Source organism: Bythopirellula sp., from assembly GCF_041737835.1.
Taxonomy (GTDB): Bacteria; Planctomycetota; Planctomycetia; order Pirellulales; family Lacipirellulaceae; genus Bythopirellula.
Genome location: NZ_JBGSQY010000061.1, coordinates 1 through 21,457 on the forward strand (window position 1 = coordinate 1; position 21,457 = coordinate 21,457).

Sequence of the window (21,457 nt, forward strand, 5' to 3'; positions counted from 1 at the left end):
TCCGAAGACCAGTGCTCTATCCAATTGAGCTACGGACGCAAAATGTGGCCTTTAGCATAAGGTCTAGGCGCCTCACCGACAAGCGACTGCTAGAAGGATGGGTAATGTCTTGCGATCAAACCAGCTTGCCCATCAGCCACAGAACGGCCATCACAACCACCATGAACACCACGATCCAGCCGGCGAAGCGGACCGCATGATTGACGATCGGCCGGAATTCCTCGTGATGCGTTGCCGCACAGACCAAGCTCACGCTCACGATCAAAGGCACGGCGTACCACATACTTACCACCGCAAGCAGTGGGTATACCGGAACAGTATTCAAAAATGAAAGCATGCTACGATCTCGCGACTAAGAGCTGCCATCGGATGGCGTCGGCTTGTCACGATCCTGTTTCTTGGGATGTGTTTTAAGAATGAGTGGCCCCGACACCGCATCGCAAATGACTAAAACATTCAGCAACCCCGCGATGACCGTGTAAACGGTTCCAATCTCGAAAAACGGATGGAGTTCAACGGTCCACTTGGCGAGTTCGTTGGGCTGCGTCGACATGTGGCCCGAATCGTCTTTCCAGGGAGTGGGCTCATTCTTGGGGGGAGCCATCAAGCCGTTCCATAGCGGAGGCTTGCCACTTTCAACGCGTTGACGTTGAATTAGCATGGGCGTTGCCGGCAGGCCTACGCCAAGCTGACACAAATACTGCCAGCGATATTGCTGCTCCCAATTCGTAGCCGCATAAACAACCTTGCCGCCACCCAGGTAAAGGCCATAGGCGAACGTGCCCAGGATGCAAATGAAAAACAGCAGGCCCTTGCCCGTGCGGCCTTGATACACGTGACCCAAGCCAGGAATGGCCCACGCCAGCAAACCGGCGAGCCACGGCTGCTTGAGGTCGATCACTACCGCTTCGCCAGGAGCGTCGGAACCGTCGGCATTAGGAATCAGGACTTTGGCCATATAGCATTGGAAAAAAATTCATGTCCGTTGGCCGCAGGCCTACGAAGAGTTGGTCTTAACACGAAATCCACGAATTCGCCATTTTAGAGAACGAGATGGAGTCGTCCCAGGGCAGAATTATCGCGTTGGCTTCGTGTTCTAAGGACAATTCGCCGCAGACGCTTGAATATTGCCTGCCGATGAAATTCATCGCAACGCGGCGATCAGGCCGATCACGGCGAGTACGACAGCCACAATCCCTAGCATTTTCAAGTTGGGGCCACTTTTTTCGACAGTTCCCCCTGCTTGCAAACGCTGGGTCAAGTTGGGAATGCTGACGGTCGAATCACTCGCCGATTCCGAGGCAGGTTGCTTGGCATTATTAAAACTCACCGCGTTTGCTTTGCCTGCGAGCAGGTTTTCCAAGGCTTCGGCGATGATCATCGCATTGGCAGGACGATCCTCGGGCTTCTTTGCCAACATTTGATCGACTAAATCGGCAAGCTCCGTAGGACAATCTTTCACCAACACATCAAGCCGCGCCGGCGCGGTTTCCAGATGTTGATCGAAAATTGTGGCAAAGTCTGGTCCGTCAAAGGGGACATGGCCCGACAACATTTCAAAAGTAATACACCCCAACGCATAGATATCTAACCGGCCATCAATGTTATCTTGTCCCGTGATTTGCTCGGGGGGCATGTATCGCCAAGTGCCAACAGTTTGGCCAGCCACGGTAAGACGCGAGTCGTTCAGGTCGCGCGCGAGGCCAAGGTCTCCGAGTTTAACCAATCCGTCGTCGGAAAGATAAAGATTGGCCGGCTTGAGATCGCGATGCACACACCCACGCTCATGAGCATGAGCCAACGCGCGGCAAACCTGTGCCGTCACTTCGGCGGCTTCACGCCAGGGGAGTCGATAGCGAGAGTTGAGGACGTCCTTTAACGTGCCGCACTCGACGAGTTCCATGGCACAGTAGATACTGCCTTCGTGGAGTCCCGCTTCATAAACACGGACGATATTTTGGTTGTCCAGTTTTTTCAATAAGGCCACTTCGCGGACAAATCGCCGCTGGACCTCGGGCTCCATCTCCTTAGTGCCGTGCAAGATCTTGATCGCGACGCGCTGGCCCGTTTCTTGATGATGAGCTTCAAAGACGGCGCCAAATCCGCCGCGGCCCAAACAACGGCCCAATACATAGGGCCCCACTGATTCTTCAGTCGTCGGCATAAACGCAAACCTTGCGCAAGTTCTAGGGAAAGAAAAATGCGAGGCCGCCTGACTCGCGATCGACCCACATTCTAACCATTGTTTCGTTGATTCCCAACAGATTTACCTTGCGAATTGGCAAGGAGTGCTGGAATATGAGGCAAGCCATTTTGGAGGCCCATTCGTGAAAAGTATGCCATTTTGGATTGTGATTTTGCTGTGGCTAAGTCCGGCTGCGCTCGCCGAAAGCCCGTCGGGGGTAACGGGCATAATCGAGCATCACCCCAACTTTCCCGCCAAAAATCTAGCCTCCAGGCACATCGACGTCTGGCTGCCGCCGTCCTATGGCACCGATCCCGACAAGCGGTATCCGGTCGTCTACATGCACGACGGGCAGAATCTTTTCGATCCCAGCAAGTCGTTCATCGGCGTTGACTGGGGCGTCGACGAAGCGATGACCAAGCTGATTGCCGAGAATAAGATTCGCGGAGCGATCGTCGTCGGCATCTGGAACACGATTGATCGGACCAAAGAATACTTGCCGGAACGCGCGTTTCGCGAACTCGCCGAGGAGTCGCTCCGCGATAAAGTCCTCAAAGACCTTGGGCATGGCGACAAGGCTCTCACACTCGATGACTTGCGTGCTGACCATTATCTCCAGTTTCTTGTCGATGAACTCAAGCCGTTTATCGACAAGACCTATCGCACGCAACCCGAATGCGCAAACACCTTCACCATGGGTTCCTCAGCAGGCGCATTCATTTCGCTTTATGCGATCTGCGAGTATCCCAATGTGTTCGGTGGAGCAGGGAGCATATCGGGGCACTATCCACTCGGTGACGGAATGCTGGTTGATCCCTTTCGTAAACGGCTGCCCGACCCGTGCTGCCACAAACTTTATTTTGACTTCGGCACCGAGACGCTCGACAAAGATTACGAACGCTTTCAGTGGATGATGGACGCCGCCGTCGCCGCGCGGGGTTATATCCGCGGTTGCAATTGGCTCACCTGTAAGTTTGCCGGTGCGGACCATTCCGAGCGTGCTTGGCGGGCACGGGTTGATATTCCGCTTGAGTTCTTTCTCGGCAAGCAATCAGGACGTTTCTATCCACGTCACTGGTGGTCGGCGATCGAGGATCCCAATAAACCCGCTTGGGAAATTTTGCCGCAGGCCGCCCAAGATGGCGAAGTGATCTTATCGAAACGCAACGAACTGGGGCTGCTCTCCAATTTTGCCGCGACACCATTTACGTTCTGCGACAAACGCTATGCAAGCCTGGAAGGGTTTTGGCAATCGATGAAATATCCGGAAGGTCCAGATGACCCACGCAACGATCATCCAGAAGTGAAGTGGGAGTTTACCCGCGACGAAGTGGCTCAGATGGTCGCCTTCGAGGCCAAGCAAGCCGGCGACTTGGCTTCCGAGAGCATGCGTAAAATGGGCATCGACTGGGTCAGCTTCAATGGCCGGCGATTTCCCTATCGTCCTGACCAACCCGGTGAACATTATCGCTTGATCGTCGCCGCCACGAAAGCGAAGGTTTGTCAGAACCCCATCGTATCAAGCGCGTTGCCTCGACCGGCGATCTCATCCTGAAGCCCGATCACCTTCAAGAGGGCGATACTCCCGCCGCTTGGCGTTATTACGACATCCTGATGCAAATACGAAGCGAACTACGCGAATTACACAAATAGGAACAAGAATTAACCGCTAATGCTCGCTAATATGCGCTTATGATTTGTTTTAAGGGGGGATCAATTGTCCCTTTGGATTTGCAATTTGATTCGTGCAGATTCGTCTTATTCGTGGTTCTTTAAATCTGTAACTTTGGACAAGCACACAATGCTAAAATCTGATCAAAAAGCCCCCCGGAAGTGGTGCTTTTGCGAAGAAATCATCCCGAAAACCTAGCTCAAGGCCAGATATTCTCGACACGGCCTACCAAGTCGTTAGAATGGCGATCCATGGTGCGTCGCATGCGGCACGCGCGCTACACAAGCTTTTCGAGCCGCAAATGCAGTGGGAGTCTTTTTTAAGCGCAAGAGGGTGTTTCCTCCCCCGGCCTTGGTGTTCGCCGCCAAAGTACCGTCTTGCGAGTGCCGGCACTTTTCTCGTCAGACTGAATTAATCTTGTCGCACGTGGCAAAGGGCCCGTCTTTTTGGAGTCCGTGAGATGAAATTGTATGTGGGTAACCTATCGTATTCGACCACCCAGGAAAGTCTTGAGACCGCGTTCAGCGATCACGGACGAGTGGAAGAAGTGGCTATCGTGATGGATCGCGAAACGGGCCGTCCCCGTGGATTTGCCTTCGTGACGATGAACAACGAGGACGAAGCGCGGGCGGCGATCGATAGCGTCAACGGCCAGGAGATCGACGGTCGAACCGTGACCGTCAACGAAGCTCGCCCCAAAGCTGAACGGAGTGGCGGCGGTGGTCGCAGCGGCGGCGGTGGCGGACGCCGTTGGTAATCGGTTCGAGTGAGTACAAAAAGAAACAGTCCGGAGAGTTTGCTCTCCGGGCTGTTTGTATTTCCAAGTTCAGCCAAACAAAATCAATAATCCGATTCCTTGAGGGGCGGATTCATGAATTGCCTCATTCTCTCGGGCTCATCATTGGCGGTGTAATCGAGTGCGTCCGCTTTTGCACCATTGGGTGTCATCAACTGCTGATAAACTCGATATTCGATATTCTCAGCGATGGCTTTAGCATTCCCACCCACAAAAACTACATTGAATACTTCCGAATGACTGCTCGCAGGACGAGCATAAAATCGACCCTCTGAAGCGTAATCCGAAACCGATGCATCTGCTCGATTCAGAGGTGCCTGCGAGGAAGGATTTGCAGGGGATGAGGGGTCGAAATCCCAAACCATGCCATAGATTTGCTCGACATTCAAACCGAGATTGGGCAGCCGCGGATCGAGCGTCACGGGACCCAACCAAGTCACCGCATTGGAACCGATGGTTTCATCACGATGGATGTTTTCTGAGAACATCAAAGTCGAATTACCGCCATCCTTGATGTCTGCGCCCAATTTCACTTTGGCGGCACCAGAGTATCTTTGGTCGTGGAATACGCCGTTGGCCTTTACGTCGTTGATCTGATTGCCACCGTTCTTCTGAGTGCGGTCGAAATAGCCTGAGTTGGCAACGTAACTCACTTTTGCAACTTCGGCATTCGTACCTTCGTCGCTAGGGCAAACGAAGATCGCGAGCCTGGGAGGGTTTTTATAAATCGATTGCGGGCTCGAGGGGTCCATACCCGCGCCGCCGTTGTTTGTCGTCAGCTGTTCGGCGAGACCTTGTTGGTCGAGATTGGCGAGTAGCTTCGCCGTCCAAGGCATCGCCAGATCAACAACTTTGTCCGGATTGTTGGGAAGACCATCCATAAATTCAAAATCGGCATACACATCAACTGGAATACCAATTCTTTGGTATTGAACGAGTCCGGGAAACTCGCCGTTCTTCGATGTGGTATAACTGCTCATCCCCGTGCCGAGTTCCTTCATGTTGTTCAGGCATTGCGCCTGGCGGGAACGGGCGCGAGCCGCATTGACCGCCGGCAAGAGCAAGCCCACGAGCGTGCCGATGATGGCGATCACGATCAACAGCTCGACCAAGGTGAAACCGCGACCCGCTGACAATTTTGCCGCTGGAAGTTTCATAAGAGACTCTCCTCGAAAAGTTTGTTCCGGCTCACGCCGCCGCGTCGCCTCAAAAGAATTGTTCCTGACACCTGGCGGACCAGCCACATAATTATCACCCAAATCCCGGGAAAATGCCAGCGATTGTAGAAAACAGCGAGCCGGGTGGTCCCCACCCCGGCCCCGGGCAGTGTTGAGACCCCCGGCCACGCTTCGTTTCTTGTCGGGAGGGCCTCCGGGTCGTAGATTAAAAGATGGCGGCGTGGGGGTGAATTTCTGGGGCCTCGCAATAGGATCCGAGATGGGGATTGGCTCGTTTTTCAAATCGATTCTCGACGGCGGCAAAGTCGACATTGCCAAGCGGTACGAAATCCTACGCGATGCCGTCTCCGGCACGATGTCGGACTTTCACAAGGCTCGCGACCGCGGGACGGATCAAATCGTCGGCTTGAAAATCCTCGACAAGGAAAAGACCGAGCAGCTCGAAATGCGCTTCCGTGGCTTGAACAAGCCCTCGGAAGGCGAAATCGCCATGTTGTTTCAGCACCCCCGCATCGTGCGAACCATGGGCTACGGCACCACTTCCAAAGGCCAGCAGTTTATCGTGATGGAGTTCCTCGACGGCCCCGGTTTGAACTCGCTCATCATCGGCAAGAGCAAGCAACTCGACGGCAACCGGGTCGCCCTCATGAGACAAGCCGCCGAGGCCCTGCAAGTTGTTCACGAAGCGGGTTACATCCATCGCGATATCTGCCCGCGAAATTTCGTCTGTTCGGCCGATGTGACATCGCTCAAGCTGATCGACTTCGGCCTAACCGTGCCGTCGCGAAAAGAATTTATGCAGCCGGGCATTCGCACGGGGACACCCAACTACATGGCCCCCGAGGTCGTCCGCCGCAAACCGACCGACCAGCGGCTCGACATTTTCGCCTTTGGCGTGTCGATGTACGAAATGTTTGCCTTTGACCTTCCCTGGCAGCGCGGCACGGGGGACGGCTTGGCGGCGATGAGCAACGGACAGTCCGAGCCCACGGCACTCACCAAGCACGTGGCGGATATCCATCCCGAAGTGGCCAAGGCGATCCATCATTGCCTGGCACCGGATCCCGAAGCGCGTACCTCGTCGATGAAGCAATTTTTATCGGCAATTTCTCATGTGGCCCACGAAAAAGCGGAACACCCCTCGAATTTGCGGCGGAAATAGGGCAAATTTTGCCGCCCTAAGCCTGCCGTGACACCCTTGCCGGAATACTAAACCGCGGTCTATACTGGTCGATTCGACCAAATTGATTTGCCACGCCTGAGGGTGTGGATCTTCGGGAGTTGAGTGAGATGACCATCGATAAAAGTTTGAAAGTTCGCCGCGGTGCGACCTCCAGTCGCAGCGTGCTCACGCGGATTGAGCGTCTTGAGAAGCTCAAGGAAATGGACCGCTGGACCGAGGGCGATTCCCCGTTGGGTCTGGCCAAGGTGCGAGTCCGCAAGCTTCAGCTGAAGAAGAAAAAGAAGGAAAAGAAGGAAGAAGATGCCACAACCAAGGGCAAGGGTGGAAAAGGTGCCAAGGGCGCTGCACCCGCCAAGGAAGCTCCAAAGAAAAAGAAGTAAGCCACTCGCGGCTTAACGAAATACACAGAGCTAATAAAACCATGGGGCTGGTGAGAAGCGATTCTCACCAGCCTTTTTTGTTTTTTCTACTTAGTAGAAACAACTTCTATTCCTTAATAATATCCCGCACGGTTTGGCCGCCGGGGATCATCGGCAGCACGTGCTCTTGATATGGCACGGCCACGTCGAGCACATAAGGCCCGTCGTGAGCGATCATTTCTTCGATGGCCGGCACGAGATCGACTTTCCTTTCGATATACGCGGCGCCGCAGCCGAACCCTTTGGCGATCGTCACGAAATCGGGATAGCGGTTGCTACGCTCGCGGGGGCCAATGCCGTCCCCTTCACCCCGCCATTCAGGGTTGTCGATCGGACCGAGATAGGTGTGTGCCCGATTGCCGGCCATGAAGCGATCTTCCCATTGCACCACCATGCCAAGGTGCTGGTTGTTGAGCAACAACACCTTCACCGGCAACTTTTCGCAGGCGCAGGTGGCCAACTCTTGAATGTTCATCAAGAAGCTGCCGTCGCCGTCGATGTCGAACACCAAGCGTCCGGGGTTGGCGGCTTGGGCGCCCATCGCGGCGGGGAGTCCAAACCCCATCGTTCCCAGGCCGCTACTGCAGAGCCAACGGCGAGGCTCGACGAATTTGTAGAACTGGGCGGCCCACATTTGGTGCTGGCCCACGCCCACTGAAATAATCGGATCATACTTTTGGGTAAGTTGCCACAACGTGTGAATCGCCGATTGCTGCAAAATTCCTTCGTAAGCCGTATCGTACTTGAACGGCTCGTCAGCTTTCCATTGCAGGCACTTCTCGACCCATTCAGAAATATCTTCAGGGGCTTCGACGATCTTGTTCAATTCATCCAAGGCATATTTCACGTCGCTGCACACGGGAATGTGCGCGAGCTTGTTCTTGTTGAGTTCCGACGCATCGATATCAACGTGAATAATCTTGCCATGCTTGCAGAATTCTTCGACCTTGCCGGTCACGCGATCATCGAACCGCACGCCCAAGGCGATCAGCAGATCGGCCTCATCTACGGCGTAGTTCGCATAGACCGACCCGTGCATGCCCAGCATGTCGAGGGATAAGCGATCCGTCGAAGGATAGGCCCCGAGCCCCATCACGGTGGTTGTGATCGGGATGCCGGTTTTCTTGACCAATGTCTGCAGCGCATCGCTCGCCTCGGCCGTGATTATGCCACCACCGGCGTAAATCACGGGACGGCGAGCTCTCTTGATCGCCGCGGCAATCTGATTGATCTGTTCGGGCCGCGCCTTCGGATTCTCAGCTTTGAACCCGGGCAGGTTGAGCGGTGATGTGTAGTCAGGCGTGCAATACGCCATCTGCACGTCCTTGGGCATGTCGATCAACACGGGCCCAGGACGACCCGACGTGGCGATTAAAAACGCCTCGCGAACCACACGGGCCACGTCGTTGACGTCGGTCACCAGATAATGATGTTTGGTGATGCCGCGGCAAACTTCGACGATTGGCGTTTCTTGGAACGCATCCGAGCCAATTACCTTGGTCGGTACCTGGCCGGTGATTGCGATCAGCGGAATGCTGTCGAGCTTGGCATCGGCGATGGCGGTCACGAGATTCGTGGCCCCAGGGCCACTCGTGGCCATACAAACACCCACCCTGCCGGTGCTGCGAGCCAAGCCTTGGGCCGCAAACGCGCCACCTTGCTCGTGACGGGGCAAAATCGTGCGGAGCTTGTCGCCATAGCGGGTAAGCGCCTGATGCAACGGCATGCTGCACCCGCCCGGGTAAGCAAAGATCTGGTCGACACCCAAGTTGACCAAGGATTCGACCAGAATGTCGGCACCACTCATCAGGTCAGTCTTGGGGGGAGTCTTCTTTTGCTTTTCCACTGTAGCCACGATGCACCTCAATCCAACGAATAAAATAAACGTGTTGATTCAAGCAACCAACAACTACTCGAACCCTTTATCTTAAACCGACTTGCGGCTTGAAACAAGGATTTCCACGATGTGCCAAATCGGCCGTGGGTTCAAGAAGAACGGCGAATTTCCCCGGAAAAACAGAGAAATCCGTCGACGAGACCGCCAGCACAGTCTCTGGACAAATTTGAACCCAGCTCGGTTCGCTCAGCCGTTCATCCGCTTGGGTATCGTGAACGAATAGAGGACCACAACCGCGCCACCCCCCATTAAGACGGAAGGAGCCCAGACCGGCGGCACGATTTCGCGTTGCTCGATGAAGGCTTTTTGACCCTCGGCGGGCTCCTTCAGCACGGCCTTTTCAACGGCTATGGCTTCGACCCCGAGCAAACAGGTGTAAGCACCCAGTGCCAAGAATAGAGAACGAAACATGGCGTGGATTCCTCAACAATCTGATTGAATGTACTGTGCCTCATCGTTCGGTATCGTCCAAGATGAGATGTGTCTCCAGAGAAGCAAACCACCTACGCATTAAGTGGCTCGCCACGATTGTGACGGCTTGATGTACTGTTCCTTCCAGCGAAATGCTACGATACGGCCATGGCAACTGCACCTCGCTCCTTCTTCCGCATTCGCTATCGCACAGCCATTTTGCTGTTGGTGGCGGGAATGATCCTCTGGAGCGGATTTTCTTACTGGTCCGAATATAGCGAGAATTCGGCGCGGCGCGCGCGGGAGCTGCATGCCCCGCCCTTGGGTGTTACCTGCACCGTGAAAGCCGTTAGTGACGAGCCGCTTGAGTGGATCGGCAAAATTACCGAACAAAGCGAGCGGTGGATCGTGTTGCAAACCGTGCCCGATCCGAACTCACCAAACACTCCCACGAAACACGTCTGGATTCCGCGCGAACGGATTGAGTCGATCGAGGTTTATTGATAGCGATTATTGCTGCGTCGTGGAATCTTTGGAACGGGCTTCGCGATCAACCTCTGCGTCAGGCTCGGTCAGAACCATCGAGCCAATCATCATCTCATCCCACGATTGATCCCCCCAATGGATATCCTTGGTGGGGTCCGGATTCATAAGATTGTCCGCCGAGTTATCAAAATAGGCGTCGCAGTGCATCACCGTGCCCGCGGGCATGAGTTTTGGTTCGGCGAGGACGTAGGCATTCTGCCAATTGAAATCGTAGTTCGGCACGTCAAGCAACACTTCCAGCGTGCCGTCGGGATAGTTAGCCGTGTAGCGGAAGGCCTTGCCGCGGAGGTGCATGTGCGGCACGAGCATGTGCAGAATCTTGTCTTCACGGAAGCGATGTTCGGCTGGGACATGATAATTCGGATCCCCCGCCGGAATGTTGAATCTCGGATTCACCGCCACGTCGTACTCAATTTTCTTCTGCACTTCGGCCGGATCGGCATAAACCAAGCCCAGTTCGGATCGATCGGTTTGAATACTGCCGTTGGGCGTGTAATGCAATTGGAAAACGAGTTTCGCCCCTTTGGGAATAAACCGTGCATATCCCTTGGGCCATGAGGCCGGGGGCATGCCTGGCGAATAAGTGCCAATCGAATTGATTAGCGGGTCGCTCGCCTTGAAATCGCGATCGGGCGGAATGAAAAACGCGATCGCATGATGCACTACCGCGTAGTTACTCGGCCGGACTTCCGCGGCGGAGATCCAAGTGTTTTCCGGCATGCTCGGCTCGATCACCATATAGACATAGGGCACAGTTCCTTTGGGGGGAACGGTGAACACCTTTTCCATCTTGTAGACTTTTTCCGGTTCTGGGATCTGCCAACCTTCGACGAAATCCAAAGGAGCGGGCAGCTTGCTGGAATCCCCCTCGGGCATGCCATTGTCGACCCACTGGCGAAACGTTTTCTTATCCGCGTCGCTCATGCGAGCGTCGTTGGAAAAGTGCCCCACTTTCGGATCGGCATGCCACGGCGGCATCCGCCCGTCGTCGATCACTTCAAGCATCGTTTCCGCCCAAGCGGCCACTTCGTCATAACTCGTGAGTGCAAACGGCGCGACCTGTCCCTCGCGATGGCAGCGGACGCAGTGTTGCTGCATCAATCTCGAAACATGTTCGGCGTACGTAATGTCGCCCGTTGGCTCGACCTTTTTACTACGCCCGATGATGCAGCCAACCGCCTCGGTCTCGGGGAGTGCGACTTCTTGACCCGCGAGCAAATCTTCTAACGCATTGGCCAAATTGTTTTGCTTGATCTCGCTCCGGCTGTAACCCACGCCAAACTGGTCGTCAATCCGGCCGCTGTAGCGAACCTTGCGATCCTTATCGAGCACGTACACCGTGGGGGTGCGTTCAGCCCCGAATTGATCGGCAAGCGTGTGCACGGAATCCTTAAGCAATGGGAACTCAATCTTGTGCTTCTCGGCGTAATGCGCGATCTCGCGAAGCGTGTCCTGTTGGTTGGAATTGACGCCAACGAACTGCACGCCGTCGGCTTCATATTCTTTGGCCATATCCGCCAAACGGCTGCCGTAAAGTTTCGCCAGCGGGCATTCCGTTCCCAAAAACGTCACAACCACGATCGGCTTGTCTTCCCAATCGCTCAGCTTGTGTTCTGCGCCCAGATAGTCCTGCAGCTCAAACTCGGAAATCACAGCCTCGGCGGCTTGGCTAGCCGAGGGAATGAGGATCAAACAAATTGCTGCCCAGATGAACTTCATCGTTATTCCTCTCCGTTCAAAGAACGCGAGACAAATCCTTTGTTAATCAAATCTCTGCGTTATTGTCCGACAAGTTTTCGCAACCTGCAACTCGGCCCCCAAATATCAACAAACAAGGTAGGCACCAGCAAATACGCTGGTGTACAGAGAGCGATTACAACTTTCCGCCAAATACCTGACCTGTAAATGCTCTCCTGCGGTAGACTGCTGAAAAAAATCGAATTGTCCGATCAAATCTCTCTATCAGGCAGATGCACTCAGAGTCCGTTATTGTCTTTTCTCAATCGTGCATCCGGCTTACAATTCGCTCACTTGCATGATGTCCACAGTCGTCGAGGCCAGTACGGCGGCTGCCCGTGAGCTGCACCAACTGGCCAACCAACTTGAGCGGCACAGCGGCTTCGCTGACGTGCTAGCGAGCTTGACCGCAGGTCATGGCGGGACGCTCGGCGGAGTCTGGGGATCCTCCTGCGCGCTCGTCGCGGCAGCCCTCGAACACCACGCCCCGCAAACCTTGGTCGTGGTTTTGCCGCACATTCGCGACCTCGATTCGCTCTCCGACGACCTCACGCTGTTTACCGACGCCACTGTGGCGCAATTCCCCGCCTGGGAAACCGACGCCGGCGAGCGGGTACTCAACGACGAAATCTATGGCCAGCGCCTCCGACTGCTCAAATCTCTGAGTTCCCAGCGCAAGCCGCGCATCGTTGTCACAGCCATTCAAAGTTTGATGCAGCCCGTGCCAAGCGCGGAGACGCTCACTCAAGCCACCCGGCAAATCAAAGTGGGCGACACGCTCGATACGGCCGAACTCACCCGCTGGCTTGCCGAGGAAGGCTGCACCAGCACCTCGGCGGTGGAACTCGCGGGCGAGTTTTCCTTGCGCGGTGGGATTCTCGACCTATACCCTCCCGATGCCGAACACCCCATTCGGGTCGAGCTCTTCGGCGATGAAGTTGAATCGTTGCGGACGTTCGACGTCGCCACACAGCGGAGCTTGGAATCACTGCAGTCCGTCGATATCACGGTCCTACAACCAACACGCGAGAACCGCACGCACCTCGCTGCTTACCTGCCCCAGGAGAGTTGGTTCTTACTTGTCGAACCCAACGAACTCCAAGAAGAAGGCCGCTACTATCACCAGCGGCTCGAAAAGCCGGAGAATTTTTTTTCCACGTCGCTCACGCTCAGCGAAATCAACAAATTTCCCACGGTCACAGCGGCGGGGGTGCCGACGGGGTCGTATGACACGACGGCCCATTTGCAGTTTGAATCGGTCGAACGCTTCAGCGGCGATATTCACCGCGTGCGAGAGGAGCTGGAAACCGCGGCGGCGGATCATCGCGTTTATTTGGTGACCGAAACCGAGGCCGAAGCCGAACGCCTTGGTGAACTTTTTTCTCAAACACGCTTGCTTAAAGAAGGACTGCTTCAGTTTGTAACCGGGCGACTTGCTCGGGGATTTCGCTTTGTCCAAGAGCAGGTGCTGCTCATCAGCGCCGCCGAGCTTTTCCATCGCGAAGAGTTTTCACGACCGACCCAACGCCAAACGGGCAGGGCGATCGACAGTTTTCTGCAACTCCGCGAAGGGGATTTGGTTGTCCATCTTTCCCACGGGATTGGCCGCTATCGGGGTTTGAAACTGCTTGAAAAAGAGCAGGGGGCCGAAGAACATCTCGAAGTTGAGTTCCACGGCGGCACGCGAATCTATGTCCCCACGAGCCGCATCGAGCTCGTGCAAAAGTATGTCGGCGGGCGGCAGGCACGGCCCACGCTCGCCCACATTGGCGGCAAATCGTGGGTTCGCCAGAAACAAGCGGCCGAAAAAGCCGTCACCGACTACGCCACGGAAATGTTGGAACTGGAGGCAGCGCGTAGTTCGCGCCCCGGCATAGCCTTTCCCGACGACACCGTTTGGCAGCAGGAGTTTGATGCCGCGTTTCCTTATCAAGAAACCCCCGACCAACTGTCGGCCATCGCCTCGATCAAAGCCGACATGCAACTTTCCAAGCCGATGGATCGCCTGCTTTGCGGCGACGTTGGTTTTGGCAAAACCGAAATGGCGATGCGAGCTGCGTTCAAAGCCATCGACGCCGGTTATCAAGTCGCCGTACTTGTGCCGACGACAGTGCTCGCCGAACAACATGGCCGCACTTTCAAGCAGAGAATGGCTGAGTATCCGTTCCAAATCGCCACGCTCACGCGGTTCAGCTCGGCCAAAGAGCAGCGGCAGATTCTGGAAGGGACCGCCGCAGGCAGTATCGACTTACTGATCGGCACGCACCGTTTGGTTTCGCCCGACGTGAAATTCCAAAATTTAGGCCTCGTAATCATCGACGAGGAACAACGCTTCGGCGTGACCGTCAAGGAACGACTCAAAGCCTTGCGGGCGAGTGTCGACGTGCTCACCATGACCGCCACCCCCATTCCGCGCACGCTTCACATGTCGCTGTTGGGGGCTCGCAGCATTTCCAATTTGGAAACACCCCCCAAAGACCGCTTGGCAGTCGAGACGCGTGTCGCCCGCTTCGATGAAACGCTCCTCCGCCATGCGATCTTGCGCGAACTCAACCGCGGGGGCCAGGTGTTCTTCGTCCACAATCGCATTCACGATATTCACAATCTTGCGGCCAAATTGCGAGAGATCGTTCCCGAAGCGAGCATCGGCATCGGACATGGCCAGATGACCGAGACGGAACTCGAAGACGCGATGCTCGGCTTTGTCCGCGGCAGTTACGACATCCTGCTGGCCACGACGATCATCGAAAGCGGTCTCGACATCCCCAACGCCAACACAATTTTCATCGACGACGCCGATCGCTACGGACTGGCCGACTTGCACCAACTCCGCGGCCGTGTAGGACGCTACAAGCATCGGGCTTATTGCTATTTGCTCGTCGATGAGAACCGACATCTTTCGCCCGAAGCCGCGCGGCGATTGCGCGCGATCGAAGAATTCAGCCAAATGGGGGCAGGCTTCGCACTCGCGATGCGCGATCTTGAACTCCGCGGGGCGGGCAATTTGCTCGGCACACAACAAAGCGGTCACATTGCCACGGTGGGTTACGAACTTTACTGTGCGTTGCTCGAAAAGGCAGTTCGGCAGCTCAAGAAACTTCCTCCACGCGATTCGGTCGACGTGTTGGTGGACCTCCCCATCGGGGCCTTCTTTCCACGCCAATATGTTCCCGACATGCGGATCAAAATCGATCTCTACCGCCGCTTGAGCCGTTTGGTTGCTGAAAAGGATCTCGACGAATTCCGCGCGGAACTGGTCGACCGCTTTGGTCCGCTGCCAGCCCCCGTGGAGCAACTGGTGCAGCTAGCACGCTTGCGGATTTGGGCCCACGGCTGGCAGATTGGCTCGATCCATGTAGAAGGGCAGTACGTGGTGCTGGGCTATAAAAGCCGCCGGCAACTCGACTTGCTGGTAGCACGCAGCCAGGGACAGTTGCGGATCGCCGACGATCAGAGTGCTTATTTGCCACTGGGCAAAGAGATCGCCGAGCCGGAGCGAATTATGGAATCACTGGAAACGCTCTTGCAGCGAATCGAGCCCAGCCACTAGACTCCCCCCCGCTTTCTAGCGCCCAGTTTTTGGCTATAGGCAGAGTCCCGCTAGTCAAATCGTTCGCGCTGAGGCTTATCGACTACAGGTTTTTCCGAGGGGATCCGTGCACTTGTTATCTCTGCGATTGATAACAACGATCGTTTGCGTGCCATCGGCGCTGTTGAGCGCTGGTCTGGGGCTTGCGCAAACGGACACGCCTTTTGCCCCTCCGCCCCCCTCAGCAGTGCGTGGCGTCCAGAACATCGACACAAATTCGTCGCCGGCGGCTGTGGTGCCTCCTCCTTCGGCACAAGTCGCCGAACCGGTCATCGATTATTCGGTCACACCTACGCCGACTTCGGCCACGGCCAAGCCGCTCGAAGGGGGCGAAATCGTGGCCAAGATCGATGGCGAAATCGTGCTCGCTAGCGACGTGCTGTGGCAAGTCAACTTGCTGCTCGAAGCCAACCGCGATCGTATTCCTCCCGATCAAGTCGAAGATGCCAAACGTGCGCTGCTCCGGCAACAAGTCATGGGATTGATCGACACCAAAGTTTTGTATGCCGACTTCCGCCGGAAAATTCCTGCCGAGAATTTGCCCAAGATCGAACAGAACCTCAGCGAACCCTTTGAACAGTCGGAAGTCCCCCGCCTGTGCGAATCCTTGAAACTCAAAGATCGCGCCGAGTTGGATGAATTCTTGCGCGCCCGGGGAACTTCGATCCCCGACGTCAAACGTCAGTTCTGCGAACGGACGATCGCCGGGGAATGGCTCCGCCAAATGGCTCCCAGTCAGAAAGCGATCACCCACGACGACTTGTTGGCTTACTACCAAAAGCATGAAGCGGAATTCGACTTTCCCGCCCAGGCAAGATGGGAAGAATTATCGATTCAATTCGCACGCGTGAACGGGGATCGAGCCGCCGCGTGGAAAACCATCGCCGAGATGGGAAATGAAGTTTGGCAACACGTCACCGCAAACCCTGATTTGCGCGGGCCCGTGTTCGGCGACATCGCCAAAGCCAAATCGCACGGCATCACCGCCGCATCGGGCGGGGTTCACGAATGGACCACTCGGGGAGCATTGCGCAGTGCAAAAATCGACGAGGCGATCTTTTCCCTCGAAGTTGGCCAAATGAGCGACGTCATCGAAAGCGAAATCGGCTTTCACATCATCCGTGTCCTCGAACGCAAAGAAGCAGGACGCACCCCTTTCACGGAAGCCCAGGCCGACATTCGCAAGATTATTGAAGGCGAAAACAAAAAATCGCAGGTCACTGTCGAGCTCGACAATCTCCGCGACAACAGCCGCATCTGGACCGTCTTCGATGGTGAATTTCGTGGTTCAGAATTGAAGCAGCGAGCAATGCGAGAAAATCAGGTTCGTTAAAAACGAACACCTTGCATTAGAAATTCTGATTTCAAATCTCTTCTAAATTGCACCAATTGATCGTTCGCCGGGGCACCGGTACACTCACATTGGCGGCATAAGTGGTTGCCACAAATGGTAGCCGTAACACGGTTCTTTCCGTGGCCCGAGCGATCTCCGGTCTGAGGACGCTCTGTTATTCGTGATCAAGCCGACCATAAGCACAACAGTGAAAAGGGATTCCGCGATGTCCGAAGTCGCAAAACTGATTCTTGGTGATGCCGAAGTCGAGCTGCCAATCGTTGAAGGTACCGAGCTAGAACGGGCCGTCGATATTACCAAGCTCCGCGGCGCCACGGGCTACATCACGCTCGACGACGGCTACATGAACACCGGGTCGACGAAAAGTTCGATCACCTACCTCGACGGCGAACAGGGAATCTTGCGCTATCGTGGCTATCCCATCGAGCAACTGGCACAGAACTGCGATTTCATCGAAGTTGCTTACCTGCTGATTAATGGTGAACTACCCACCGAAGAGCAATTGCATAAGTTTCGGATGAAGCTTCGTCGCCACACGATGCTGCACGAAGACATGCGGATGTTTTACGACGGCTTCCCCCGCGATGCCCATCCCATGGCGATCCTCAGTTCCGTGGTGGGCGCGCTCTCGACCTTCTACCAAGATTCGCTTGACCCGCATGACAAAGGCCAGGTCGAAGAATCGGTCATGCGACTGCTGGCCAAGCTCCCCACGATCGCCGCGTTCGCTTACAAAAAATCGATCGGCCAACCGTTCGTCTATCCCAAGAACGATCTCACTTATTGCGAAAACTTCTTGCGGATGATGTTCTCGGTTCCGTCCGAGCCTTACGAAGCCGACCCCGATTTCGTCGAAGCGCTCAATCTGTTGCTGATCGTTCACGCCGACCACGAACAGAATTGCAGTACGTCGACCGTGCGAATGGTGGGCTCATCGAATGCCAATCTGTTTGCTTCGATTTCCGCCGGCATCAGCGCCCTGTGGGGACCTTTGCACGGCGGAGCCAACGAAGCCTGCGTCGCCATGCTCGAGCAGATTCGCAAAGACGGCGGCAACGTCAAGAAATACGTCGACCTCGCCAAAGACAAGTCCAGCAGCTTCCGGCTCATGGGCTTCGGCCATCGCGTTTACAAAAACTTCGACCCCCGCGCCACGATCATCCAGGCCATGTGCGAGCGACTGCTCAACAAGCGCAGCATCGACGATCCGATTTTCGATATCGCGCGGCAGTTGCAAGAAGTCGCGCTCAATGATGAATACTTCATCGAACGCAAACTGTATCCCAACGTCGATTTCTACTCGGGCGTGATCTATCGCGCGATCGGCATTCCCGTCCCGATGTTCACGGTCCTCTTCGCCATCGGCCGCCTCCCCGGCTGGATCGCTCACTGGAGCGAAATGCACGAGAACCCGAACAAAAAAATCTGCCGACCCCGACAAGTCTACACAGGCCCCACGATCCGCGATTTCGTGCCGCGGGATGAGCGGTAGTAATTTTGAAACGCAAAGATCGCTAAGCACACAAAGACCGCAAAGAATTGGTTCAAGAATATCCTTGCTCTGTGTTTCTCCGCTTCTTCGCGAACTTTGCGTTTAACTATTTCAAATCCTCGACAAACCTCAGCATCTCGGCGTTGAGCTGCTTCACGTCGCTGCCGAAAAACCGCGTGAAATCAGCCACACGCTGCTTGGCCGTGTATTTGCTGAACGGTTTGCGCGCCCCCACTTGCTCCAGATAGTCGCAATATTCCTGCGGCCGGGTTTCGCACAAGAAAAACGAAAGCATCCAAGCCTCGGCATACGCCCGCGCGGTATCGCTCTGAAACATCTTGTCCGACGCGACAATCTGGCCGATCGCATTCGGCGAGCGATCCTTCAAAAAATAACGAAAGTCGTTGAGCCGCCCCCGATTGATGCGGTCCTGGCGAGTGTGCGTCGAACGCGCGTCCCACAGTCCCGGTGCTTCGAACATCGTGGCGAGTCCTTCGCCCAACCACCGTGGCTGCTCGGCGAACCGTTGATGCACGCCGACGTTGAACGCGGTCTGGTGCGTCGCTTCGTGGATGATCGTATCGTCACTGGCCGTCCAATCTTTGCCTTCCTCGCGACCTTCGTCATACAGATAGACGCGGTTTGTGCCCGTCGAATAATGTCCCAACGTGTTGGGCTGCATCGGCGTGCCGCTCGCCTCGGCGTAGCGATAGTAGTCCCCCTGATTGCGAAACACGACGGCGACCAGCGGCACGCGCGGTTCATTCAAATTGAAGCCCCGCACCGACATGTAATGCGTGAACGAACGGTAAAGAGCTTCCAGCCGATCCGCCCAAACGCTCCAAGCCCCTTTGGGATGCACCACCACAAAATGCTGGGTGTGGCTGATGTCGTACTCTTTGCCAAATTCCTCCCGCAGTCGGTCTCGCATTTCCATGATCGAATAGCCGCGGAACTGGCTGGCGGTCTTTTTCGATTTCTGCGCACTCTTGGGCGGGAATTCGTAAAGCTGTCCGTCCCGACCCATCAGCACCATTTGCTCGTCATTCCAGGCGAGCGGCTGACCTTCGAGCGATTCGCCCCCCACGTGCGTGAGCATCATAAACGGAGCCGGACCCTGAGCCTTGGCCTGCCCGGCCAGACAACACACAAGCAGAATCAATGGATAGCGCATGAGAATTCGCTGATGGCGGTGAAGAGATTGTTACTCAAAAAGCTTAGCCTATAAATCCCGAACTTCACTCGCTACAGTCGCGCGAAACAGTACAATTGGCACATGAACTCTCATTGTCAATTCAGCCTTGTCTTAGTGCTTTCACAGCTCCTGACCGTCGCCCACGCCGCCGAGCCGACGCCCCAGGAAATCCTGCAACCGACGCGGCTGTCGCTCATCACGGCAGGTTCGGATCTCAAGAGCGTGTTCGCCGACGTTGAAAAGCAAACGGGCAACAAACTCGTCGACGAAACGGCCCGTTTCCGCGATGCCGGAGAGCCACTTTCTTGGAATTTCAGCCTCAGCGACCGCGAGTTCTGGCCGCTGATGGATAAATTTTTCGATGCCGCACTACTCGAACCACTCAACGACACGCCTGCCGACGGCTTACCGGTTGGTCGACGCTACGAAGGAATGACCCCGCGCTTCGGCGATGCGATCTACGTGGGTCCGTTTCGTTTGGCAGTCACACAGGTCAGTTCTCATCTCGACAAGCGCGTCATCGGCGATCATCGCGCCACGGTGGAACTCGAAATCGCTTGGGAACCACGGCTGCATCCGCTCATGTTTTCGCAAGCGATCGGTGATTTGAAGTTGATGGCCGACGAAAAAACGCCGATCTCCGTCCCCGAAAGCCATGGCGAATTAAGCGTTGAAGTCCCCACGGAGAGTCATGCCGTCAAGCTGCAGATCCCCTTGCAACTCCAAGGCCAACAAGTCGGCGCGATCAGTTCCCTCAAAGGTCGCATCAAAACCTTGGTGGCGACCAACACGCCCGAGTTTCGGTTCGACAAATTGCATAAGGCCAAGAACGTCACGCAAACCGACGGCGGCGTGACGGTCGTGCTCGAGCAAGTCCGCGAGAATCAAGGTCTTTGCGAATTGCACATGCGCGTGGAATTCGACGAAAAATTGCCCGCACAAGTCGCCCAAGGTAGTTGGAATTTTCAGAACCCCACGTATCTGGAAAATGCGGCTGGCGAGAAGCTCGAACATGCGGGCTTTGAATCGACGATGCAAACCACGCGCAAGGTGGGGCTCGCTTATTACTTCGATGTTCCCGCGGAGAAACTCGCTGAATACACGTGGGTCTACAGCACACCCGCCGCGATTGTGGAAGTGCCAATAGAGTTTGAGCTTAAGAATGTGGCGCTGCCCTAGCCGCCAGCGCAAGCTGGTGATCGGCACGCATACCCACCAGCTGGCGCTGGCGGCTACTCATTTTTCTTCAAGAAGAGCCCACCCAGTTCGACGACTTGTTTACCGTCGGTGCGCAGTTCGTCGAGCCAACCTTTGAGCGCCAGTGGATCCGTCGGATCGAGCACGAGCATCTGCTCGACGACCTCGATCGCCAGCGGCGTGAGCTGCAACCCATGCAGACACCACACCAAACCCCGGCCGCAATCGAAGAACACGCGATTGGCCGGATGCATAGCCGCCACCGGCTTGGGCTCGCCCGCGCGACGCCACGCCTGGAGCCCCAATTGATAGCCCGCGCCAAAATGTCCACGACCCAGCGGGATGTCGTCGTTAATTTCCACGGCGATTTTGCCCAGCAGAAAATGCGCGGCCAACATTTCGCCACAGAGTTCCAACAGCCAGCGCAATTCGTCGACGGCGATTTCCGTTTCACCCGCCGCGATCATGTCGCGAACTTCTTCCAGGTCTTCCGCACATTCGAGCACTTCACGGGGATGGGAGAAGACCCAGGCATTGCCGCTCCGCGCACGCTCAAGCGACAGAGAATTTTTATTCGAGCGACGCTTTGAAAATTTAGCCACGGCA

Annotated in this window: 18 protein-coding genes; 9 read left to right on the forward strand and 9 right to left on the reverse strand. The window is 55.6% G+C overall.

What is annotated here, in order from left to right; translation table 11 throughout:
* Positions 1 to 115 precede the first annotated feature (115 nt).
* The 3 genes from AC6T8Q_RS18220 to AC6T8Q_RS18230 all read right to left on the reverse strand — a co-directional run bounded on the left by AC6T8Q_RS18220 (position 116) and on the right by AC6T8Q_RS18230 (position 2,164).
* Positions 116 to 337 carry a hypothetical protein gene (locus AC6T8Q_RS18220; protein ID WP_496920331.1) on the reverse strand — a complete coding sequence of 74 codons (222 nt, stop codon included), beginning with the start codon at positions 335 to 337 and terminating at the stop codon, positions 116 to 118.
* Between the two features lie 15 nt (positions 338 to 352).
* Entirely contained in the window at positions 353 to 958 is a 606-nt protein-coding gene (locus tag AC6T8Q_RS18225; protein ID WP_496920332.1) for a DUF6677 family protein, read from the reverse strand.
* Positions 959 to 1,144: 186 nt separating this feature from the next.
* On the reverse strand, positions 1,145 to 2,164 hold the full coding sequence (locus AC6T8Q_RS18230) for a serine/threonine-protein kinase (RefSeq protein WP_500680442.1): 1,020 nt from the start codon (positions 2,162 to 2,164) through the stop codon (positions 1,145 to 1,147).
* A gap of 172 nt (positions 2,165 to 2,336) precedes the next feature.
* On the opposite strand from AC6T8Q_RS18230, the gene AC6T8Q_RS18235 reads away from it, so the two are divergent.
* Positions 2,337 to 3,740 carry an alpha/beta hydrolase-fold protein gene (locus AC6T8Q_RS18235; protein WP_500680475.1) on the forward strand — a complete coding sequence of 468 codons (1,404 nt, stop codon included), beginning with the start codon at positions 2,337 to 2,339 and terminating at the stop codon, positions 3,738 to 3,740.
* Positions 3,741 to 4,317: 577 nt separating this feature from the next.
* On the forward strand, positions 4,318 to 4,614 hold the full coding sequence (gene rbp, locus AC6T8Q_RS18240; RefSeq protein ID WP_496920335.1) for an RNA-binding regulator: 297 nt from the start codon (positions 4,318 to 4,320) through the stop codon (positions 4,612 to 4,614).
* An 83-nt stretch (positions 4,615 to 4,697) separates the two neighbouring features.
* Here the strand turns inward: rbp and AC6T8Q_RS18245 are convergent, their stop codons facing one another.
* Entirely contained in the window at positions 4,698 to 5,810 is a 1,113-nt protein-coding gene (locus AC6T8Q_RS18245; protein WP_500680443.1) for a DUF1559 family PulG-like putative transporter, read from the reverse strand.
* Between the two features lie 280 nt (positions 5,811 to 6,090).
* On the opposite strand from AC6T8Q_RS18245, the gene AC6T8Q_RS18250 reads away from it, so the two are divergent.
* Together AC6T8Q_RS18250 and AC6T8Q_RS18255 are read left to right on the forward strand one after the other, a co-directional pair.
* On the forward strand, positions 6,091 to 6,993 hold the full coding sequence (locus tag AC6T8Q_RS18250) for a serine/threonine protein kinase (RefSeq protein ID WP_500680444.1): 903 nt from the start codon (positions 6,091 to 6,093) through the stop codon (positions 6,991 to 6,993).
* Positions 6,994 to 7,121: 128 nt separating this feature from the next.
* A complete protein-coding gene (locus AC6T8Q_RS18255) occupies positions 7,122 to 7,394 on the forward strand; it encodes a small basic protein (protein WP_500680445.1) in 273 nt (90 codons plus the stop codon).
* Positions 7,395 to 7,500: 106 nt separating this feature from the next.
* Here the strand turns inward: AC6T8Q_RS18255 and ilvB are convergent, their stop codons facing one another.
* On the reverse strand, positions 7,501 to 9,240 hold the full coding sequence (gene ilvB / locus AC6T8Q_RS18260; protein ID WP_500680476.1) for a biosynthetic-type acetolactate synthase large subunit: 1,740 nt from the start codon (positions 9,238 to 9,240) through the stop codon (positions 7,501 to 7,503).
* A 276-nt stretch (positions 9,241 to 9,516) separates the two neighbouring features.
* Positions 9,517 to 9,741 (reverse strand): hypothetical protein, encoded by a 225-nt coding sequence (locus tag AC6T8Q_RS18265; RefSeq protein WP_500680446.1) that lies wholly within the window; start codon positions 9,739 to 9,741, stop codon positions 9,517 to 9,519.
* A 168-nt stretch (positions 9,742 to 9,909) separates the two neighbouring features.
* Between AC6T8Q_RS18265 and AC6T8Q_RS18270 the strand changes: the two genes are divergently transcribed.
* Complete coding sequence (locus AC6T8Q_RS18270) at positions 9,910 to 10,245, forward strand: hypothetical protein (RefSeq protein ID WP_500680447.1); 336 nt, start codon at positions 9,910 to 9,912, stop codon at positions 10,243 to 10,245.
* Between the two features lie 6 nt (positions 10,246 to 10,251).
* Here AC6T8Q_RS18270 and AC6T8Q_RS18275 read toward each other — a convergent pair whose 3' ends face one another.
* A complete protein-coding gene (locus AC6T8Q_RS18275; protein ID WP_500680448.1) occupies positions 10,252 to 12,006 on the reverse strand; it encodes a redoxin domain-containing protein in 1,755 nt (584 codons plus the stop codon).
* A 319-nt stretch (positions 12,007 to 12,325) separates the two neighbouring features.
* On the opposite strand from AC6T8Q_RS18275, the gene mfd reads away from it, so the two are divergent.
* From mfd to AC6T8Q_RS18290, 3 genes are all read left to right on the forward strand, one after another.
* A complete protein-coding gene (gene mfd, locus AC6T8Q_RS18280) occupies positions 12,326 to 15,574 on the forward strand; it encodes a transcription-repair coupling factor (RefSeq protein WP_500680449.1) in 3,249 nt (1,082 codons plus the stop codon).
* Positions 15,575 to 15,680: 106 nt separating this feature from the next.
* A complete protein-coding gene (locus tag AC6T8Q_RS18285; protein WP_500680450.1) occupies positions 15,681 to 16,946 on the forward strand; it encodes a peptidylprolyl isomerase in 1,266 nt (421 codons plus the stop codon).
* Positions 16,947 to 17,172: 226 nt separating this feature from the next.
* A complete protein-coding gene (locus AC6T8Q_RS18290) occupies positions 17,173 to 18,459 on the forward strand; it encodes a citrate synthase (RefSeq protein ID WP_500680451.1) in 1,287 nt (428 codons plus the stop codon).
* A gap of 106 nt (positions 18,460 to 18,565) precedes the next feature.
* Here AC6T8Q_RS18290 and AC6T8Q_RS18295 read toward each other — a convergent pair whose 3' ends face one another.
* Complete coding sequence (locus AC6T8Q_RS18295) at positions 18,566 to 19,633, reverse strand: DUF1570 domain-containing protein (protein WP_500680452.1); 1,068 nt, start codon at positions 19,631 to 19,633, stop codon at positions 18,566 to 18,568.
* 102 nt (positions 19,634 to 19,735) lie between these two features.
* Here AC6T8Q_RS18295 and AC6T8Q_RS18300 point away from each other — a divergent pair, with 102 nt between their 5' ends.
* Complete coding sequence (locus AC6T8Q_RS18300) at positions 19,736 to 20,833, forward strand: hypothetical protein (RefSeq protein WP_500680453.1); 1,098 nt, start codon at positions 19,736 to 19,738, stop codon at positions 20,831 to 20,833.
* Positions 20,834 to 20,886: 53 nt separating this feature from the next.
* Here AC6T8Q_RS18300 and AC6T8Q_RS18305 read toward each other — a convergent pair whose 3' ends face one another.
* On the reverse strand, positions 20,887 to 21,453 hold the full coding sequence (locus tag AC6T8Q_RS18305) for a hypothetical protein (protein WP_500680454.1): 567 nt from the start codon (positions 21,451 to 21,453) through the stop codon (positions 20,887 to 20,889).
* Positions 21,454 to 21,457 lie beyond the last annotated feature (4 nt).

What these genes read in the sequence shown, in the direction of transcription:
- AC6T8Q_RS18220 (WP_496920331.1), bottom strand. Translation starts at nt 337, where the DNA reads ATGCTTTCATTTTTGAATACTGTTCCGGTATACCCACTGCTTGCGGTG.
- AC6T8Q_RS18225 (WP_496920332.1), bottom strand. Translation starts at nt 958, where the DNA reads ATGGCCAAAGTCCTGATTCCTAATGCCGACGGTTCCGACGCTCCTGGC.
- AC6T8Q_RS18230 (WP_500680442.1), bottom strand. Translation starts at nt 2,164, where the DNA reads ATGCCGACGACTGAAGAATCAGTGGGGCCCTATGTATTGGGCCGTTGT.
- AC6T8Q_RS18235 (WP_500680475.1), top strand. Translation starts at nt 2,337, where the DNA reads ATGCCATTTTGGATTGTGATTTTGCTGTGGCTAAGTCCGGCTGCGCTC.
- rbp (WP_496920335.1), top strand. Translation starts at nt 4,318, where the DNA reads ATGAAATTGTATGTGGGTAACCTATCGTATTCGACCACCCAGGAAAGT.
- AC6T8Q_RS18245 (WP_500680443.1), bottom strand. Translation starts at nt 5,810, where the DNA reads ATGAAACTTCCAGCGGCAAAATTGTCAGCGGGTCGCGGTTTCACCTTG.
- AC6T8Q_RS18250 (WP_500680444.1), top strand. Translation starts at nt 6,091, where the DNA reads ATGGGGATTGGCTCGTTTTTCAAATCGATTCTCGACGGCGGCAAAGTC.
- AC6T8Q_RS18255 (WP_500680445.1), top strand. Translation starts at nt 7,122, where the DNA reads ATGACCATCGATAAAAGTTTGAAAGTTCGCCGCGGTGCGACCTCCAGT.
- ilvB (WP_500680476.1), bottom strand. Translation starts at nt 9,240, where the DNA reads ATGAGTGGTGCCGACATTCTGGTCGAATCCTTGGTCAACTTGGGTGTC.
- AC6T8Q_RS18265 (WP_500680446.1), bottom strand. Translation starts at nt 9,741, where the DNA reads ATGTTTCGTTCTCTATTCTTGGCACTGGGTGCTTACACCTGTTTGCTC.
- AC6T8Q_RS18270 (WP_500680447.1), top strand. Translation starts at nt 9,910, where the DNA reads ATGGCAACTGCACCTCGCTCCTTCTTCCGCATTCGCTATCGCACAGCC.
- AC6T8Q_RS18275 (WP_500680448.1), bottom strand. Translation starts at nt 12,006, where the DNA reads ATGAAGTTCATCTGGGCAGCAATTTGTTTGATCCTCATTCCCTCGGCT.
- mfd (WP_500680449.1), top strand. Translation starts at nt 12,326, where the DNA reads ATGTCCACAGTCGTCGAGGCCAGTACGGCGGCTGCCCGTGAGCTGCAC.
- AC6T8Q_RS18290 (WP_500680451.1), top strand. Translation starts at nt 17,173, where the DNA reads ATGTCCGAAGTCGCAAAACTGATTCTTGGTGATGCCGAAGTCGAGCTG.
- AC6T8Q_RS18295 (WP_500680452.1), bottom strand. Translation starts at nt 19,633, where the DNA reads ATGCGCTATCCATTGATTCTGCTTGTGTGTTGTCTGGCCGGGCAGGCC.
- AC6T8Q_RS18300 (WP_500680453.1), top strand. Translation starts at nt 19,736, where the DNA reads ATGAACTCTCATTGTCAATTCAGCCTTGTCTTAGTGCTTTCACAGCTC.